The organism is Shimazuella sp. NTD247 (assembly GCF_059510415.1).
Genome location: NZ_JCAJZU010000002.1, coordinates 606,950 through 624,062, shown reverse-complemented (window position 1 = coordinate 624,062; position 17,113 = coordinate 606,950). Strand labels below are relative to the sequence as shown.

The 17,113-nt window shown below is 40.8% G+C and carries 22 protein-coding genes; 14 read left to right on the top strand and 8 right to left on the bottom strand.

Going from position 1 to position 17,113, the window contains the following annotated elements; translation table 11 throughout:
* The 4 genes from AC5WOC_RS07780 (at window position 1) to AC5WOC_RS07765 (ending at window position 2,430) form a co-directional block, all read left to right on the top strand.
* Window positions 1-597: a nicotinate-nucleotide adenylyltransferase gene (locus AC5WOC_RS07780; protein ID WP_496054827.1), complete on the top strand. Its 597-nt coding sequence runs from the start codon at window positions 1-3 to the stop codon at window positions 595-597.
* Window positions 575-1,141: a bis(5'-nucleosyl)-tetraphosphatase (symmetrical) YqeK gene (yqeK, locus tag AC5WOC_RS07775; protein WP_496054826.1), complete on the top strand. Its 567-nt coding sequence runs from the start codon at window positions 575-577 to the stop codon at window positions 1,139-1,141. Before AC5WOC_RS07780 ends, yqeK begins: the two co-directional genes overlap by 23 nt.
* Before the next feature lie 7 nt (window positions 1,142-1,148).
* Window positions 1,149-1,499 (top strand): ribosome silencing factor, encoded by a 351-nt coding sequence (gene rsfS / locus AC5WOC_RS07770; protein ID WP_496054961.1) that lies wholly within the window; start codon window positions 1,149-1,151, stop codon window positions 1,497-1,499.
* Between the two features lie 424 nt (window positions 1,500-1,923).
* Window positions 1,924-2,430: a GNAT family N-acetyltransferase gene (locus tag AC5WOC_RS07765; protein WP_496054825.1), complete on the top strand. Its 507-nt coding sequence runs from the start codon at window positions 1,924-1,926 to the stop codon at window positions 2,428-2,430.
* Window positions 2,431-2,613: 183 nt separating this feature from the next.
* Here the strand turns inward: AC5WOC_RS07765 and AC5WOC_RS07760 are convergent, their stop codons facing one another.
* Complete coding sequence (locus AC5WOC_RS07760; RefSeq protein WP_496054824.1) at window positions 2,614-2,769, bottom strand: hypothetical protein; 156 nt, start codon at window positions 2,767-2,769, stop codon at window positions 2,614-2,616.
* A gap of 325 nt (window positions 2,770-3,094) precedes the next feature.
* On the opposite strand from AC5WOC_RS07760, the gene AC5WOC_RS07755 reads away from it, so the two are divergent.
* The 3 genes from AC5WOC_RS07755 to AC5WOC_RS07745 all read left to right on the top strand — a co-directional run bounded on the left by AC5WOC_RS07755 (window position 3,095) and on the right by AC5WOC_RS07745 (window position 5,852).
* The gene (locus AC5WOC_RS07755; protein ID WP_496054823.1) at window positions 3,095-3,736 is read left to right on the top strand and encodes a TetR/AcrR family transcriptional regulator; all 642 of its coding nucleotides are present in this window, start codon (window positions 3,095-3,097) and stop codon (window positions 3,734-3,736) included.
* 5 nt (window positions 3,737-3,741) lie between these two features.
* Complete coding sequence (locus AC5WOC_RS07750) at window positions 3,742-4,962, top strand: cytochrome P450 family protein (RefSeq protein WP_496054960.1); 1,221 nt, start codon at window positions 3,742-3,744, stop codon at window positions 4,960-4,962.
* A 170-nt stretch (window positions 4,963-5,132) separates the two neighbouring features.
* Complete coding sequence (locus tag AC5WOC_RS07745; protein WP_496054822.1) at window positions 5,133-5,852, top strand: SDR family NAD(P)-dependent oxidoreductase; 720 nt, start codon at window positions 5,133-5,135, stop codon at window positions 5,850-5,852.
* A 148-nt stretch (window positions 5,853-6,000) separates the two neighbouring features.
* Here the strand turns inward: AC5WOC_RS07745 and AC5WOC_RS07740 are convergent, their stop codons facing one another.
* The 6 genes from AC5WOC_RS07740 to AC5WOC_RS07715 form a co-directional block, all read right to left on the bottom strand.
* Window positions 6,001-6,294, bottom strand: coding sequence for a hypothetical protein (locus AC5WOC_RS07740; RefSeq protein ID WP_496054821.1), 294 nt, complete (start codon window positions 6,292-6,294; stop codon window positions 6,001-6,003).
* The gene (locus AC5WOC_RS07735; RefSeq protein ID WP_496054820.1) at window positions 6,254-7,390 is read right to left on the bottom strand and encodes an MFS transporter; all 1,137 of its coding nucleotides are present in this window, start codon (window positions 7,388-7,390) and stop codon (window positions 6,254-6,256) included. Before AC5WOC_RS07735 ends, AC5WOC_RS07740 begins: the two co-directional genes overlap by 41 nt.
* Window positions 7,371-7,772, bottom strand: coding sequence for a hypothetical protein (locus tag AC5WOC_RS07730; RefSeq protein ID WP_496054819.1), 402 nt, complete (start codon window positions 7,770-7,772; stop codon window positions 7,371-7,373). The genes AC5WOC_RS07735 and AC5WOC_RS07730 overlap by 20 nt, the downstream gene beginning before the upstream one ends.
* A gap of 173 nt (window positions 7,773-7,945) precedes the next feature.
* A complete protein-coding gene (locus AC5WOC_RS07725) occupies window positions 7,946-9,160 on the bottom strand; it encodes an MFS transporter (RefSeq protein ID WP_496054818.1) in 1,215 nt (404 codons plus the stop codon).
* Between the two features lie 5 nt (window positions 9,161-9,165).
* Complete coding sequence (locus tag AC5WOC_RS07720) at window positions 9,166-10,029, bottom strand: NAD(P)-dependent oxidoreductase (RefSeq protein ID WP_496054817.1); 864 nt, start codon at window positions 10,027-10,029, stop codon at window positions 9,166-9,168.
* A 106-nt stretch (window positions 10,030-10,135) separates the two neighbouring features.
* The gene (locus AC5WOC_RS07715; protein ID WP_496054816.1) at window positions 10,136-10,723 is read right to left on the bottom strand and encodes a TetR/AcrR family transcriptional regulator; all 588 of its coding nucleotides are present in this window, start codon (window positions 10,721-10,723) and stop codon (window positions 10,136-10,138) included.
* Window positions 10,724-11,035: 312 nt separating this feature from the next.
* Between AC5WOC_RS07715 and AC5WOC_RS07710 the strand changes: the two genes are divergently transcribed.
* The 5 genes from AC5WOC_RS07710 to AC5WOC_RS07690 all read left to right on the top strand — a co-directional run bounded on the left by AC5WOC_RS07710 (window position 11,036) and on the right by AC5WOC_RS07690 (window position 14,125).
* Window positions 11,036-11,239 carry a hypothetical protein gene (locus AC5WOC_RS07710; protein WP_496054815.1) on the top strand — a complete coding sequence of 68 codons (204 nt, stop codon included), beginning with the start codon at window positions 11,036-11,038 and terminating at the stop codon, window positions 11,237-11,239.
* A 403-nt stretch (window positions 11,240-11,642) separates the two neighbouring features.
* On the top strand, window positions 11,643-11,927 hold the full coding sequence (locus tag AC5WOC_RS07705) for a hypothetical protein (protein ID WP_496054814.1): 285 nt from the start codon (window positions 11,643-11,645) through the stop codon (window positions 11,925-11,927).
* A gap of 411 nt (window positions 11,928-12,338) precedes the next feature.
* Window positions 12,339-12,794, top strand: coding sequence for a hypothetical protein (locus tag AC5WOC_RS07700; RefSeq protein WP_496054813.1), 456 nt, complete (start codon window positions 12,339-12,341; stop codon window positions 12,792-12,794).
* Between the two features lie 230 nt (window positions 12,795-13,024).
* A complete protein-coding gene (locus AC5WOC_RS07695) occupies window positions 13,025-13,402 on the top strand; it encodes a hypothetical protein (protein ID WP_496054812.1) in 378 nt (125 codons plus the stop codon).
* A 357-nt stretch (window positions 13,403-13,759) separates the two neighbouring features.
* Complete coding sequence (locus AC5WOC_RS07690; RefSeq protein ID WP_496054811.1) at window positions 13,760-14,125, top strand: hypothetical protein; 366 nt, start codon at window positions 13,760-13,762, stop codon at window positions 14,123-14,125.
* 242 nt (window positions 14,126-14,367) lie between these two features.
* Here the strand turns inward: AC5WOC_RS07690 and AC5WOC_RS07685 are convergent, their stop codons facing one another.
* Entirely contained in the window at window positions 14,368-15,474 is a 1,107-nt protein-coding gene (locus AC5WOC_RS07685; RefSeq protein WP_496054810.1) for a hypothetical protein, read from the bottom strand.
* A 257-nt stretch (window positions 15,475-15,731) separates the two neighbouring features.
* Between AC5WOC_RS07685 and AC5WOC_RS07680 the strand changes: the two genes are divergently transcribed.
* Both AC5WOC_RS07680 and AC5WOC_RS07675 read left to right on the top strand, forming a co-directional pair.
* Window positions 15,732-16,088, top strand: coding sequence for a hypothetical protein (locus tag AC5WOC_RS07680; RefSeq protein WP_496054809.1), 357 nt, complete (start codon window positions 15,732-15,734; stop codon window positions 16,086-16,088).
* 322 nt (window positions 16,089-16,410) lie between these two features.
* The gene (locus AC5WOC_RS07675) at window positions 16,411-17,037 is read left to right on the top strand and encodes an SMODS-associated NUDIX domain-containing protein (protein ID WP_496054808.1); all 627 of its coding nucleotides are present in this window, start codon (window positions 16,411-16,413) and stop codon (window positions 17,035-17,037) included.
* The last annotated feature ends 76 nt before the right edge of the window (window positions 17,038-17,113 follow it).

Sequence of the window (17,113 nt, the reverse complement as noted above, 5' to 3'; positions counted from 1 at the left end):
ATGAAGATAGGTATCATTGGAGGGACTTTCGATCCGATTCATATGGGGCATTTATTAATCGCCGATCAAGCAAGAGATCGTATGAATTTAGACAAAGTGTGGTTTATACCAGCAGGGCATCCCCCGCATAAACAAGGTGTGAACATAACCCCGTCACACCATCGATTAGAAATGGTAAAAATCGCAACGGAAGAAAATTCCGCTTTTGAAGTGTTAGATTGGGAGATAAAAAGGGAAAAACTATCTTATACCATCGATACTTTAACTTGGGCGACAGAAACGTTCCCCAGTTATCAATTTTCGCTTATCGTTGGTACAGACATGGTCAATAATTTGCCAAGTTGGTTTCAAATTGAGCAGATTGTCCAACTCGTCTCCATTATTGCCATGCATCGTCCAGGATTTGTAGCAGAGTCATTGCCTGATTTTATTCAGGAAAAAGTGAGCTGGGTAGAAGATGCAGTAGAAATTTTTCTTTCTGCTTCCATGCTTCGTAAGCTGATGTGTGATGGCCGGTCTTATCGTTATGCGGTTCCACACGCAGTTTGTCAGTATATAAAGGAGCATCAGTTGTATGAATCGTCTCGATTATCTTGATCGTACCCGTCAGCAGCTGCCTTTGTCTCGATGGGAACATACTCTGCGCGTAGTCGAAACAGCCGCCATCCTAGCAGAGCGATATGGAGCGGATAAAGAAAAAGTTGACACTGCTGCAATTCTTCATGACTACTGCAAATTTTGGACAGCAGAAGAATTAATTTTTGCCATAAAGCAGTACAAACTACCCCAAGATCTATTATTATATAATCAAGAGCTATGGCATGGACCAGTGGCTTCCGTAGTAGCTGCAAAAGAATTAGGAATAACGGATCAGGAAATCATCAATGCCATTTTTTATCACACCACCGGTAGACCGAATATGAGTCTAGTGGAAAAAGTGGTTTTTCTGGCGGATTATATTGAACCTGCCAGAAAATTTCCAGGAGTAGATGCTGCAAGGTCATTAGCTCTTGAAAGTTTGGAAAAAGCCATTGTGCTTGCTTTACAGCAAATGATTCAATTTCTCAACTCGTCTGGTCTAAAAGTGTATCCGATCACTTATGATACACTTAATAGTATGGCTAGTACGAATAACATCTGAGGGAGGAATCCGGTTGAATCTAGTGGAGATCGCAATGCTTGCGGCTACCGCTGCCGAGGAAAAAAAGGCGCAAGACGTAACTGTGTTGGATATTCGTGACGTTTCTGCTTTTGCTGATTACTTTGTGATTTGTCACGGAGGTTCTCGTACACAAGTAGAAGCCATTGCTACAGCAATTAAGAAAAAGTGCGAAGAGGAAAATATTCGCATCAAAGGCGTTCAAGGACTACAAGAGGCTCGTTGGGTGCTGATTGATATCGGTGACGTGGTAGTACATGTTTTCCACCGAGATGAACGGGATTTTTATGATTTGGAACGTCTCTGGGGAGACGCAGAGCCCGTTAGAATCACAGGTTAGTAGTATAAAACAGAAAAAGAACCTTTGGATTATCCAAAGGTTCTTTTTGTTATTTCTAAAAATACTTCCTTTATTATGGGAAATATTTGACACTCCACACGGCTAAAGCCGTGGAATTTTGGGACGATAACCTCATGACTATTTCATTACCAAGCTAACCCTGTGTGCCTACGGTTTACGAATGTTGATTTCATCTTCGCCGCGAACAACTTGGTTTTGTCTATTGCGGGTATACATGTCACCACACGAATGTTTGTCTGAAAAGTTGCTTTTTCAAAAGTTGGACGAGGTGAAGGAATTCCTTTCCCTCGTCCAACACTTGTTTTCATCTCACGATTAAAACCGAGGGTTTTTTCGCTTGCAATGTTATAAAATGAAGATGGTGAATATTAGAAATGATATGCAAAAAATGAGAGGTGAATAAATGGATCAGGTGATCATTCAATCAGACAAGCTAATACTTAGAAAAACAACTAGAAGGGAGTTAGAATTTGTTCTTCGTGTTGAAAATGAAAATACACCATTCATTGATTCTTGGACAATAGAACAACATACACAAACCTTGGAGAATCCGGATATGGAGCATATGATTATTCAGAGTGTTTCGACTGAAACTAGAGTTGGATATATCATAATGACAGATCTCCATAATATTCATGGATCGTATTATTTAAAGCGTATAGTGATTGATGAAAAGCGGAAGGGCTTTGGAAAAGAAGCACTGAAACTGCTAAAAAGATGGTGCTTTCATGAATTAAACGCACATCGGTTATATTTGGATGTAAAAGATTTTAACCAGCGAGCTCAAAAATTATATGAAAGTGAAAATTTTGCGATAGAAGGAATTGCCAGAGAATGCAGGAAGGAAGGAGATCGATATATTTCTCTTGTTTCTATGTCTATCCTAAAGCAGGAATACGATAACTGTTAAAATTTAATCAAGTGAGTTCGTGATGGATTTTCTGTGTTTCCCGCCAAGATGAACGAGATTTATATGATTTGGAGTGCAACTGGGTGGTGTACAACCTGTTTGTATCACAAGTTGATAGGATAGAAAGGAAAAGCCCTTTGTATGATGGGCTTTTTTCCTAGAAAATTAGATTGTCTCTTTTTCTTACCAAGGAAATTTCGGTTGCAGAAGCTCACATAAATAATCAAGTGCCTCCACTACTCGATTCCGATTTAGTCGATAGATCTTACAAAACTCATCGATGGTTATTCCATCACGAAGTTGAGCAATGAAATAGGACACTTGGATTGTTTCCTTCATGCTGTTAGATATCTTTGTTCAGGTTACCATAATAGAAATTTCTATATTTTTAAAATTAAGATTATCTGACATTAAACCATTAATTAATTAGTTAAAGATAACATAGCGACAGTTTTTTTTATGTTAGAAGTTCGCATGAGTTCAAGGGTCTGATTGATACCGATTATATGTTTGTTACTGTTTCAAACTTTTATTCAGTTTGGATAAAAATTTTCAAATAGCCCATAAAAACACACAAGTTCATGAAAAGATATTGACTCATCAGACAGCATAAACTATAATTTTGCTAACTCATCAGACAGTATAATAGAGAGGGGTGATTTAATTGCCACTACAACTTTACGAGAAAGAAAAGATTTTAGAGGCCTGTCTTTCTGTATTTTCTAAATATGGATATGAAAAGACGACATCGGAGATGTTGGCGCAATCAGCAGGTATTTCCAGGGCTTTGATCTTTCATCATTTTAAAAGCAAAAAAAAATTGTATTTCAGTTTGCTAGAATATTGTGTTGAAAAAGTTCAGATAGAACTTCAAATGGATGCTGTTTTCGAGAATCGAGATTTTTTTGAGGCAATCATGAAAGTTAGTCTCATGAAACTTGACTACTGTCGAAAGCACCCCAATGTATACAAATTGGTTCGCGAAGCGTTTTACTCTCCCCCCGATGAATTGAAGACAGAGATCGAAGAAAAATATAGTTATATTCTTTCAAACCGAAACCAAATGTTGAAACAGTTATTTGAAAAAGTCCCACTCCAAACAGGCGTCAATCGTAAACAGGCATTTGAATTAATTGAGATCGCATCAGAACATATGGAAGCCCGATTTTTAGACGAAGTTACTGATACAGATGCAATAGATGATGAGCATGCTGAAAAGCTCATCGATGAGTTCAAGGCTTTTTATCGAATGATCTGTCATGGGATTTTGCCATTTCGCCAACCTAAAAATATTGAAAAGAGGTAGTTTTCATAAAAAAATTTGCGAGTGCTGAATTTATTTCCCCAAAAACCATGCGCGATTTTTTTGCATTCTATCAACGATTGAATGAACAAAAAGAACCTCTCATCCACATTGATAACTTTTTCGGTATGGGAGAAGGTTGGGCAACATACCGCTATGACGATGCTGTTGAAATACTAAAGGACCCTTGTTTTGTGAAAATAAATCCGATTAGGAATAGCCAAGATCCCACTAAACCACAGAAGACTGGGAATCGATTTGCTGATTGGTTGAATAGTATGCCTAATATGCTTGTTGTTGATCCACCAGATCATACCCGCTTGCGCAGACTGGTCGCCAAAGCCTTCACACCGCAAATGATCGAAAACATGCGTCCTCACATTCAACAGATCGCCGATGGGTTGATTGATGCCATACAAGACCGCGGAGAGATAGATTTGGTGGCTGATTTTGCTTATCCTCTGCCGATTATTGTCATCTCGGAGATGTTGGGTGTCCCCACTTCTGATCGAAACCTATTTCGTAACTGGACCACAAAGCTTCAAAAACTCGCGATGGACCCTAGTAAGGTAGAGGAGTTAAATGTCGTTTTTGAAGAGTTTATTCAATACAGTAAAGCATTGATAGTGGAGAAACGTAAAAATCCGGGGAATGATGTGACGAGTGGGCTGGTTCAATCACATGATAATGGAGAAAAATTAAGTGAAAATGAGCTTATTTCAACATTTTGGCTGCTTATCACAGCTGGGCATGAAACAACAGTAAATCTGATCGCCAATGGCACATTAGCACTACTGCAGCACCCAAATCAGCTGAGGTCACTTCAGGATGATCCATCCTTGATTGTTACAACCGTCGAAGAACTGTTGCGATATGTAGGTCCAGCAACGATGACAATCCGGTATGCACGTGAGGATCTCACCATGCACAGCATGAAAATTTGCAAAGGTGATATGATGCTTATCTCGCTATCTTCTGCTAATATTGATCCGCATAAGTTTACGAATCCGGAAAAATTGGATATTACGCGCGAAGAAAAAGACCATCTCGCATTTGGCAAGGGGATCCACTACTGTTTGGGTGCACCTCTTGCCCGTATGGAAGGACAAATTGCTTTTAGTACATTATTTCAGCGGCTGCCTAATTTGCGTCTAGCTACTCAACCGGAGAAACTGATATACAAGCCGGGAACAATGCTTTCTCTTGAGCGTCTACCAGTATCTTTTTAAATTTCCTTCCTAATGAACTAGGAGCATCAATCATGGGTCTAACGTTATTTACCTAAATAAATCTTTGAAGTAGAAAATCAAGCAAGTTATAAATCAGGATAGTTCCAGATACAAAATAAAAATCAGATAAGGAATAAATTTCAAGAAGACAAGTTAAGCGAGGAGAAAACATGAAAAACTTTCTTATATTTGGAGCAAGTAAGGGCCTAGGAGATGCTTTTGTTAAAGGTTTACCTGATAAAGATGATCGAGTTTGGATTATTTCCAGAAGTAAACCAGAAAGCTTGGAAATGCGTGATGGAGTTCATAGATTTTGGATTGAGGCGGACTTATCCTCACAAAATTCAAGTGATGCCATTGCAAAAGCGATAGAGGAAGAAACAATTGATGTTCTAATTTACAATGCCGGCATATGGGAAGAAGAAGGATTTCAAGACAACTATAACTTTGAGAATGATAATCCAGCGGATATCCTTAACATCATGAATGTAAATACAACTTCTTCTATTATATGTATACAAAGGATATTGCCAAATATAAAAAAATCAACCAATCCCAAGATTATTTTAGTTGGATCAGTAAATGGGCTCGATAATAACGGCAGTAAGCAAGTAACATATGTAGCTTCAAAATTTGGCTTACGTGGTGTCGGTCATGCGCTTCGGGAAAATCTAAGGAAGGATGGTATCGGGGTAACGGTTATCAATCCAGGTAACATCGCAGCAGCTATTCCATATGAGGATGGGTTAGAAAGAGCCATATCCACCTATAATGGTACAAGAATCCCTGTCCAAGATATCGTTTCTTTGGTAAAATGTGTGGTTAATCTTTCGAATGTCTCCTGTGTAAAAGAAATTGATATTCCTGCGATGCAGGATACCGATGCATAATATAAGTATCTACAAATAAATCATAAAAGCTTTCCGAATCTGCTTTTAAAAGCAAATTTTCCATATGCGATAAAATGGAGTGGCTAACAGCGTGTTACTGTCTAGCCAGATGAACCCTCTGGTTCCAAATTAGTGGGAGTTTTATTAATTACTTTAGAGGGCAGCCAATTATTGAAGCGGAAGGGCTCCAATTAGACTGGATTGCCTGGCGTTCCTCCAGCCAAACTTGGTACCTTCTTCTATCCAGTTCAGCCTGATAAAGACAAGCATTGATCTCTTTTGCATAAACCTTTTCTAGGTACTCAATTTCTGGAGAAAAGTCGAACTCATGCAATTCATTCAGTAGTTTAAGATCTTGATACTCATCAACTGCTTTTTGACGTATTGTGATCCTTGACTGCTTAGCACGAAGGTGATTGACAGTCCTGGTACTCTTCCGCACTTTCTTTCGACCAGCGCAATGCACGCAGACAAATGCGCTGGTCGAATTGTGATTTTTTACCGTTTCTTTCCACCATCTTCAACAGAAGAAACATACACTTTTGAAAATGATGGATGGCGACTTGAAGATCCAGCCCGAGTTCCCTCTGGTACTGCTCAAAGGAAACAAGTGGTCTCCCATAAACTGCATACGCGATGTGCAGTTTATCCAATCGCATATAATACTCTTCGTTCAGCCACATTTTCAACAAGAGCCATCGAGAAGAGTACTTGGTAATCCTCTTCCCTCTACTTCGTTTTTGCTTTGGCTTGATGAAGTAAAGGAATCCCAAGGAAGCCATCAAGAGAGGGACGATGGCGAACCACATATGGTCTGCGCCCAACAGTCCCCACATAAGACCAGCATATGCGGGACCAATGACCCCGCCGAGCTGCTTCATGGCAGTACCAGTAGCGTTTGCTGTTCCCAGCCGTTTTGCTGTCTGGTTTACCTTCTCCAAGATGGCAAGTCCTGTACCGGACATGGACATTCCGATGAGCATCCCAATCAACAAAAGCAGCCAAAAAGGATCATTCTTATTGATCAAGATAAAACTCAGGATCAAAAGCAGGATCCCACTTGTGATCACGACTTTATTCCAGCGGACTACCAGTTTGTGCATGATCGTAATCGACAAGGCTCCATTCACCACCTCTGACACGAAGAAAATCATGCCAGAACGATCGCCTACATATGGAGTAAAGTAGGTGAGAAAAGCCCAGTACGCTGAACTGATCCCTACATCGGGAAGGGCTGCAATCAATGCCTTCTTGTTAAAGGATTTTTGTGGCCAACGAATCAGTGTTAGTACGGATTTCTTGATTTTCCACCGCCAATATCTTTTTTCTCGACGGTTATAGCGATCAGCTAGGATTACCCAAGAGACAACCACGGCAGCCAGTCCACCGAAACATACAGCGAGAAGCCAGAGCAGATGGAGGTGATGGACGAGCTTCAGTCCATAGACCGTGGCAACTCCTGCACCAAGATAGTTCAGACCGCTGATCAGCCCATGAATCTTGGCTCGAAATCCTTCACTAGCGGACAAGACTCTCATACGGACAAATACCAAAATGGCATTTTACTTGGGAAAACAGCACACCATTTAGTACCCGGATTGCCATATATGCGTGAAGACTATGAGCAAAGGGATACAATCCATATACTCCAGCCAAGCAAGGCAAGAAGATGAGCAACAGTCGCTGAGGGCCATATTGCTCTGTAATGTTTCCGACGAACAAGGTGCACAGAAGGGTTGTCATGGCATACAAGGTGACGATCATACCTGTCGGCAGTCCCTGCTCATACACCACCAAGTGCAGGGGTTGAGTGATGAACGATGGAACCGCAGCAACAACAATAATCTGGGAAAGAATCACCCCAGCGAGTTGGAGATATTCCAGCATAGGATAGTAAAAAGCCTTTGGGATTTTACTCAAAGGCTTTGCATTATGGGTAAAGTACAACTATGCACAAATTATTTATTAACTGCCAGAGTCTTATTTTCCATTTCTCGCATTTACTACAAATGGTTGCAAAAGGAGGGGACTTTTTGATGAGTCCTATCAAACGAGATTTGGGATCAATATGTAACTCATCATGCATATAATTTTTAATTGGTTGCCCGACGGCCTGACTTAAAAGCCTGTTTTTTGAACCATACCGTAAATATACTAATAACACTTAAAAACAAGAGTACCCAAGGAAAAGATCCTGCTCCTGTTTTCCCTAATAAAATTGCACCAACAATACCGCCGCCGGCAACTGCGAGGTTAAAAATAGTTACCAGCATAGACTGCGCCACATCTGCTCCTTCACCAGCAGCATCTGCAAGCGCTGTTTGCAATAACGTGGGAGCACCACCGAAAGTTAATCCCCAAATAGAAACAGCTAAATAGATAATGAATGGTTCTTTGTTGGAAAGCCCTAATAGTAAGGATGCTATGGCAAATAATACGAGACTGATAATTGTCAGTATTCGAAGCCAATTGTCAACCATAACTCCAATGATCCAAATTCCGAAAATAGATGAGATTCCAAAGATCAATAGAACCAGATCTAAGCGATTGCTTATCCCGACATATGTCGTAAATGACGAGATATAAGTATATAGGATGTTGTGTGCCCATATCCAAAGAAAAAGCACAAACAATATCGAGATTACACCAGGAGTCTTAAATGTTTTACGGATAGAATAGTGATTACGTTCTGTCTGGCCTGGATACTCAGGTAACGCAATTAATCCCCACACAATAACAACAAATGCAAGTGCGGACATAATACCAAAAATACCTCGCCAATCGAAAAATGTTCCCAACCAAGTACCAAGAGGTACACCAAATGACAGCGCAATCGGTTGGCCTACTCCCACTATTGCCAAAGCACGCCCTTGCACATGAAATGGAACCATTTTTCTTGAATATCCAGGTAATAGTCCCCATGTCAAACCTGCAGCCATACCAGCAATGAATCTTGCTATTAGTGTCACTATATAGTTGGTAGATAAAGCAGTGATTGCATTAAAAAGAAATATTCCGCTGATTGCAAGCAGGAAGACCTTCTTTCTCGGCCAGCTTCGAGTAACAGCTATGAGTGGAATTGCCGCTACTACAGAGCCAATGGCATACAGCGATACAAGTTGGCCAGTTAACGATTCTGATATGCCAAGACCATGACCAATTTGTGGGAGTAGACCCGCTGGCATGTTTTCTGTCATGATTGTAATAAAACCAGACATTGTAAATATTAATAGTCGCCATATGGGCATTCCATCTTCTTTTGGAAGATCTTCTATGTCAGCAAAAATCAATTTATTATTTTTTTGCATCTTCATCACTCTTCTTTTCCTAGTCCAGAAGCAGCCATGTCTTTGTCCCCGTGCCCAGCTTCAAGGGAACGATTAAATCGATTAAGCCCAGCAACAGTAGTATCCACGAGTACTCCTGCCTGTTCAGCTGCTTCCACTACTAGCTTCGCATCTTTGGCCGCATTTTTAATAGAAAAGCTAGGGGTATAGTCATTTGCAAGGATGGATGCAGCCTTCAATTGAAAGTATGCACTATCCATTGGGCCTCCATTTACTACATCTACGACGAGGTTTGGATCAACTCCCAGCCCTTTTGCAATTGCAAGACTTTCCGCAACACCATGAGTCAGTGTAAATGCCCAACTATTTAGTGCTAACTTAAGTCGACTACTTTTTCCGATTTGCTCTGATACCCATACGGTTCGTTTGCCAATAGCATCAAACACTTGCTGTACAGCTTCTCGTTGTTTGATCGGTCCCGATGCAAGAATGATCAATTGCCCTTGTTCTGCAGGTTGACGTGTTCCTTGAACAGGCGCATCATAAAATATCAGCCCATGCTGCTCTGCAAAGACAGCTAATTCATCGATAGCTGTTATTCCTACAGTGCTTGCCTGAATCCAAACAGTTCCTTGGCGTAAAGCAGATGCAGCTGATTTCATCGTATCTAATACAACAGGACCATCCTTGAGAATTGTTATGATAATATCAGCCCCTTGAATCGCTTCTTCAGGTGTGTCAACTACATCAATACCATAGGAAGCAAGTGTCTCAGCTTTCGAACGTGTTCGATTCCAGACTCGTACGTCAAATGAATGGTTTTGTAAATTTCTCGCTATAGGTGCACCAATAATACCAGTACCTAAAACCGCAATTATTTTTTTAATCAATTTAATAACCTCCTAAAGCCTATTTTTGGAATGATCGTACCAAATAATGCAAAAAAATACCTGCATAAAATACAGTTTCGAACTTATTGAAATTCAAACAAATACACTAGATTGCATCGACTGTTACATCCACTATATCGATCAATGTAGCTCGTTTATTTTTTCCATGACAGCCTTTACTTAATACTCGTAACCCTTGTATTGTGTTTAATATAAACCGTGCCATTGCACGGACATTTTTATGCGGAGGAATTTCTCCGTTTTCTTGGGCACTGCGAAATACCCCATATAAAGCCATCTCTAAATAATTGAAATTTTCAGCGACAATCACAGCTATCTTTTCATCTTGGCATGCGTGTTCAAGGGCAGCGTTCGCAGTCATACATCCAAACCCTTTTTTATCACTTATTTCTTCCTCGACTACATCCATCAATAAATTGCGCACCCGCTCTTTAACTGTACCAGGTTCAAATAACAATGCAATCTGTGAAGCTCTGAGCTTTTGATATCGGCGAAGCGTACTTTGATACAGCTCATATTTGTTCCCGAATGCATTATAAATACTGCTTCGACTTAAACCTGTATTCTCGACCAAATCTTGGATTGATGTAGCAAAATAACCATGTTCCCAAAAAACTTTCATAGCTGTGTCCACTATCTCGTCGTAATTAAATTCAATTGGACGCAAATTCACCGTCTCCTTATATTGGAATGATCATTCCTTAACAGTATAGGGAATTTAATTTTTTGAGTCAAGGGAGCTCGAAACATAAAATTATTTATCCATAGTATTTAGTTGGGGTCGATTTTTTAAGTCTTTACAATATGTAGGGAGTTTACCTATTTTTTGAAAAAGAGGTTCAATTAGCAATGCGACAACAGAACCGTCCACTTGTCGCACATACTGTTTGTATTCCTTTGGGAGTAATCTTAAATGATTTTTGCTGTACAAATGGGTATGTTAGAATAAACGTGGGAATAGTTGCTCATTCATCAGGAGTAGGATATGTCAAAAGACTATCAGAAATATGCTCTTACCTACTGGAATAAGACAATTACTGAAGCAATCCAGCATCTGGAGCATACAGGTTTTGATGTTCAAGAACTCCGCCGAAAGTTTTATAAACTCAAGGAAGCAGTCCTCCAATATCATCGGAAATCGAACCGCAGTCTAGGCGGAATTTTCAACCAGAATAGGCTAAAAGTTTGAACGATGATGATTTTCATGGATTGACGTTTCCTCTGTGCATGATAGATCAGGAAATCAATTTCTTGCAAGAATTGCATGGATGTCTAGAGAAAAAAGGTTTGAAGAAACATGCTTCCATAATCTCTGAGATTCTAGAACATGAGGTCGCTTTCAAGCTGCGCTATGAGACAAATAGATAAAATTTGTTTGAAGAGACACTGTACCCGCTAATCTCTGTCATTAATTTGACATTGGACTAGCGGGTACGCAATTTAGAGAACTACCATTTTACCATGTGAAATTTTAGTTTATCCTTTGGATGTCAAGATAGCTCCACTCAAAAAATTAGAAAGTATTGATTATAAATAGATTTCGTATTATCTTTAAATGGAAATATCGTCTGGAAAATGGGAGTTTACTGCTGATGGAGACAGTTAAGAAGGACGGCCAGGTTGTTGAGGTTATCTTCACAGATGATGATCTGGAGAAGTGGTCGAAAGACCCGCTGGGTATGGCTGCCGCTAATATTATCAATACTCCTGAATTTGGTACACAGCTTCGCTTTAATCTGTCTGCAGAAACTCACACCGTTTCTGTAGCACGAGGCAAGCGAGGCAATTTTGATAACAGGGGTGGCTCTGTCAGTCCTGGAGGTAAATTCAAAAATTTCAGCGGAGTGAAAGTTATCAATCGATGCAGCCCTCTGTAGCGTTGTCTCCTAGTTTTCTTTCGATCTGCGGGTTCCTTTAGGAGCCTCGTCTGCTCAAAGTTCAATCTTTGAGCAGACTCAAGCAAATTTGAATTGGTTCATATAGATCAATGAACGTCTTTGAAAAGGTGCAAAATTCATTAGAAGGTAATAAATAAAAAGGCTTTGGAAGCAATCTCAAAGCCTTTTTGTTGTTTGGATGAAGGCTAAATGGAAACAAAAGTAGAATTAGGATTGTTTCCAAGTGAATAGATTTCCTAAAAGAAATTAGCAAAGTTGATTTTGTTACTTAAACTTATTATTTGATTTGACAACTCCATACGGCTTTAGTCGTATGGAGTTGTCAACGAGTAAAAATATTGAATAGAAATAGATGATCATATATATTGAGAATACAGGAAGCTTTTACTGGTGAAGGGAAATACGGTGATGAGTTTTCGAATTTGGCTGCGGCAGAAGATTCGTTTCATGCGTTGGAGAGCGCGCATCTGTCTCCTCTCGCTGAAGCGGTGGATGCAGCAGTCTCAGACGATCTCGTTCTCCGCGGACGAAGCAGACAGTCTGCTCCAGCAGAAGCATGGAAAGCTCTTCTCGGCTGTGTACGGTCATGCTCCGCAGTACGCGAACGAGAGTGATTTCGCGATGCTGGTGCTCTTGGAAATGATGGAAGACAAGGTCAAGGAAAACCCCGGGCAGGACTCTTACGAGCTGACTTGGAGGGAGTCCTTGCTTACGTTCGAGTGTCACTCCTTGAAGGCGGTGCTCGGTTCCGAGTATCAGCCGTGGTCGAAGGACAACCGGGTGATCTCTTACAAGCTGGCATTCGCTGAGGCATGGGCGGTCGTCCTGAATCCCGAGAAGTACTGAGCTTCCACCCTGTTATGTCAGCAAGTATGGGATGTAACAGGGGCTCATTTTTATAGTAGTGATATTTAGTGAGATCTAACACTAGCAAACGAAGGTTTGCATTTAGTGTTAGTTTTTATTTTCTACTGTTAAGGCTCCTATCAGTCTACTAGTTATACAACACATCAGGAAATAGAGTACCATCATTGGAACTAGAAGCATGCCAACATAGTTAATAGGAGGTTGTTTTTTTGAAGAGGACTTTTGTTTCTATACCTGTACTATTACTTTTCGTTTTTAGTATGGGTTGCAGTAGAAATTTTTTTGGTGATATAGATTTATCTGGTACATGGTCTCTAACGAATAATAAAAGTGATTGCCCTGTCCAATTAAAATTCGCCTATCAAGTTGGTTCAGGGAATAATGTTATTTTTGTTAAGAATGATGGAAGTGAGCTTGGGCCATTTTATGACGTAGGCACAGGAAAAGAAGTATATTACATCAATACAACAGATCAAAAATTTAACTTTGAGCTAGAGGATAACTTTATTACGAATGATAAATTAACGATGTGGAAGAAAGAAGACAATAAAAAGAAAAGCATGTGTATATATGAGCACAGCTCCTAATCTTTTTGCGACAAAGGGACGGTTCTCTTGTCGTATAATATTTGCATTGTAATGGGGTGTTGGCTATTTGGCTTAAATAAATACGTAGCAAATAGAAAACAGAATGAGTGCTGTGATGAGTTTGCGGTATAGAAAAATCGATAACGACGATTAGTCAAAAGAGAATATGCGTCAGCAAGAACGCTATTTGCTGGAGCTGCTTACTTGAATTTTTAAGAGGGATTCTAATTTGTAGTATTTATTAAATTTAAATGGGAAAGTTGTATGAAAAAACAGATACCCATTAAATTGAATGATGCGTTAAGAAAGCAAATTATGATAAGATTTATATACTGGTTCCGCCAAAAGGAGTTGATCATGTCAAATGAGCTCACCGCTGGATCGCAGTCGCGGGTGTACTCGATGGATTGGATGTTCATTTTCCATATCGCTGCCGCGCGGGTTCGCAGGTCCGGGGAGCTGAAGGATATGGTGAAAGCAAACGTCGAGCTCGATGAGATCCGCCGACGTGCTTTCATTCTCGCCCTGGAGGGCGCCAACGACGCGAACCGTACCCTCGAGAGGAGGGGTCAGCATTTCTCAGCTGAGGAAGTGTTCGACATCGTGCGCTTCGCGTACGTAGTCGGCTTCATCAGGTCGTCCAACTTGGATCTCCGCCAGTCTGCCGTGCTTGTGTACGACAGCATTCCGGCAGATGTCAGGGAAAACTATTTTTCGTCGTGATCCTCAGGCGGCGGAACCGGTCGCTGGACAATCGAGCCTTGCTCGTGAGTTCAGCACCGAATTCAATATTATCGTGATGATCAATATAGATTAGAACCTTTTCTCGATCGAGGTAAGAAAGGAAACCAATGCATTCAGAAAGTTTATTTGCATTGGTTTTTTTAGAAAAAAGTATAAGCCCTTTTTGTTAAAGGCTTCTACCTTTTTAAAGGAGAACAAAATATCCTCAATCTTAATTTACATCACAAAGGTTTATTTATTCCATAAGTGTTTGTGAGACTGGTATTAGAAACTTTACATAAAAACTTTTTCTTTCTCATCGGTTTGATCATACTTAGATACCATTGAGAACTATAGCCGTTATCTTCTGCATATTTTTTAATCTGGAAGGCGGCAGTATCGGTCATACGTGCTTGCGCGGCAAATTGGATGCATTGTTCCAATGGTACAGCATAGAGTGACTCGGTTTCAAAAGCATAATCTTTGGCTTTAATCATCTCAGAATAGTGTTCTTCCCAAGTGGTTTCTAACTTTACATGATAAAGGAATATAGGCTGCATTTTTTGTGTTGGAACTACAATACCATCAAACTGAGCATCATTAATTATAATATTACATTCTTCCTCTATTTCTCTTAAAACACAGGATAAAAAGGGATCTTCTGCTGTAAAATCTATTTCGTTTACCGTGCCAGCACAAGCCATGCCAAAACTTCCAGAAGATACTGCGACGTTTTTTGTACGTTTTACAATCCCGATTTTCCCTTCCTTATCAACGATTAAAACGCTCACCGCAACGATATTCGCCAATGCTTTGTTTTGCAAAACATCTTCTACTTTATGGGGAGAACCATATCTTTTCACTTCACCAATCACTTGATCCATTACGGTAAAAAGACGAAATGAGCGAATAACCGTAGCGATTTGATTTCGAAATGATCGAATGGGGGCATTTGCTGGGTAAACAGTCAGGTTGGTAGTAATAAAATCATAAAAATCTACCAAGGAAATTTGCATTTCCAGTCCTTTATTGGTTTTTGTTATCCCATCTAGCCGAACACAAGACCCATTATGTGGATTGGAGCCATTTCTTTTCCCATAAAACTCTACCAGATATTCTCGTTCTATCTTTGTAAGAGGGGAATGAAAAGGAGTTACATCCACTTTTTTTAGTTTTTCAATGGAATGATTCTCTAAAAAAAATACCCGCTCATCTGGATGAATGAGACGGCGGATTCTTTGGAATACTCCAGACATTCGCAAGTACAAAAGCAAATAAGCAACCCCTCCAACGAGGGCAGCAGCTACTAAATTTGCGATAACATTTTCAAACACACCTGTAAAAGTCATCCCAACGCCTCCACATACCTTTGTATACCTATTATACAAAATATACAGTATTGTATCTCAATTTGTTGGATTTGCAATGTGTGAAATGCGGAATGTCCCTTTTTGTCGCACAAAAAAAACGCTGATTTTTTGACTCCAAAAGGGCTTGGCATTCTTGGCTGTGTAAAAACAATCAGCTTGAATTCTTTGAGAATTATCGCCTTTTGGAATATAATAATCGTAGTTGACTCCAGAAAGTCTGGAGTGGAAGGAGAGTCATGCGTATTGCCGCCGCGTACAACGATCAGGAGGTAACGCTGACCTTCGAAAATGGTATCCGGAAGGTTACCAAGAAGGCGCTCGGCTTTACCTATATCGCCGTCGTCGCCGATGACGCGGTATACGAACTGCCTCACAATGCACAGCGGATCAAGATCTGGCGCCGTGCAAAGATGGCAGCTCTGGATCTGAGCGATCTCGGTCTGAAGCCGCCCATCACCGGTGCAGCCCTCATCGAGAACACTGGTGACAGCATCCGAGTTTGGCATCTTCCGAGGAACGTTCAGCTGGACGACGAGTTCAACCCGGTATCGCTTAGAGAGGCCGGTATCGAGCCGGTTGTACTGAGCTTCTGAAGCCGCTCGACCTTCTGGGGTCATATGGGCACACGAGGACGTTCCTCGTGTGCCTGGCTGCTTTTTATAAAGGATAAATTAGGTCATTTAAATATGAGATAGTTTCCATGCTCAATATTGTATTAACAAACCATTTTTCTGGATTCTACAACACATTCGGCTCAACTTCGTGTGTCATGATGAAAAAATAGATACAACTAGTACTTGAGTGAGTGTAGAGTCGGTCAATGTGATCGTCTGTTTGGAATTTATAACTTTTGGATTTATCTGTTTTATACTATACTTTACTTATCCGATCCACTAGTAGCAGGGAAAGAATACAATGTCCGAAGGTATGATTCGTATCAGTTGTGCTGGGTTCGCCGTCCTTCAGGATGAAGGTGGCCGATACGGGCTTCTGATCAACAAGAACCAGCTCGACCGGCACGGAAAGCGCGTTCTGACTCCGATCGGAGGTGGAATCGCTGCATTCCCAGCAGGGCTGAATTATCTTCGCAGTATCGGAGCAAAGAGCTTCGAGCAGGGAGATGACCTTCGCTTCCAGTTGCCCATGAGTTCTTGTGAGGATCTGAAGAAGTGGTTCTCCAAGCGTATCGATCGTGAACTCTCGCCGGTTCGTGAAATCGAAGAGGAACTCGTTGAAGAGACGAGTGTTCTTACAATGGACGATCTGGCGGGGATGAAGATCAAGTTCAGCGGATACGGAATGAACCGAGGTCAGAGCACTCACTACAGCGAGAACAATCCTATCGATACCCTTCGTCTGGCGGAGCTGTTCACCGTCAAACTCAGCAAGGAAACGATGGAGAAACTGGCTGCTTCTACGAAGGGATGGATTTATTTCGTCTCTGGGGAAGAAATCGAAGCCGGTGTCACGCTGGATGGTGTGAAGATCGGCGGGGTGTGTAAGACCATCCTTCGTCCCAAGCGCAACATCAATCTGTGCTGAAGCTACCTTCGGCAGGATCAACTGGTTGAGTTTCCTTAAATAAGAAAAGGAATTCAGCCACCGGATAGTAACTTTA

Coding starts and splice junctions, on each gene's coding strand:
- AC5WOC_RS07680 (WP_496054809.1), top strand. CDS start 15,732: ATGCGTATTGCCGCCGCGTACAACGATCAGGAGGTAACGCTGACCTTC.
- AC5WOC_RS07725 (WP_496054818.1), bottom strand. CDS start 9,160: ATGCAAAAAAATAATAAATTGATTTTTGCTGACATAGAAGATCTTCCA.
- AC5WOC_RS07690 (WP_496054811.1), top strand. CDS start 13,760: ATGTCAAATGAGCTCACCGCTGGATCGCAGTCGCGGGTGTACTCGATG.
- AC5WOC_RS07735 (WP_496054820.1), bottom strand. CDS start 7,390: ATGAGAGTCTTGTCCGCTAGTGAAGGATTTCGAGCCAAGATTCATGGG.
- AC5WOC_RS07760 (WP_496054824.1), bottom strand. CDS start 2,769: ATGAAGGAAACAATCCAAGTGTCCTATTTCATTGCTCAACTTCGTGAT.
- AC5WOC_RS07765 (WP_496054825.1), top strand. CDS start 1,924: ATGGATCAGGTGATCATTCAATCAGACAAGCTAATACTTAGAAAAACA.
- AC5WOC_RS07745 (WP_496054822.1), top strand. CDS start 5,133: ATGAAAAACTTTCTTATATTTGGAGCAAGTAAGGGCCTAGGAGATGCT.
- AC5WOC_RS07705 (WP_496054814.1), top strand. CDS start 11,643: ATGGAGACAGTTAAGAAGGACGGCCAGGTTGTTGAGGTTATCTTCACA.
- yqeK (WP_496054826.1), top strand. CDS start 575: ATGAATCGTCTCGATTATCTTGATCGTACCCGTCAGCAGCTGCCTTTG.
- AC5WOC_RS07675 (WP_496054808.1), top strand. CDS start 16,411: ATGTCCGAAGGTATGATTCGTATCAGTTGTGCTGGGTTCGCCGTCCTT.
- AC5WOC_RS07685 (WP_496054810.1), bottom strand. CDS start 15,474: ATGACTTTTACAGGTGTGTTTGAAAATGTTATCGCAAATTTAGTAGCT.
- AC5WOC_RS07780 (WP_496054827.1), top strand. CDS start 1: ATGAAGATAGGTATCATTGGAGGGACTTTCGATCCGATTCATATGGGG.
- AC5WOC_RS07710 (WP_496054815.1), top strand. CDS start 11,036: ATGTCAAAAGACTATCAGAAATATGCTCTTACCTACTGGAATAAGACA.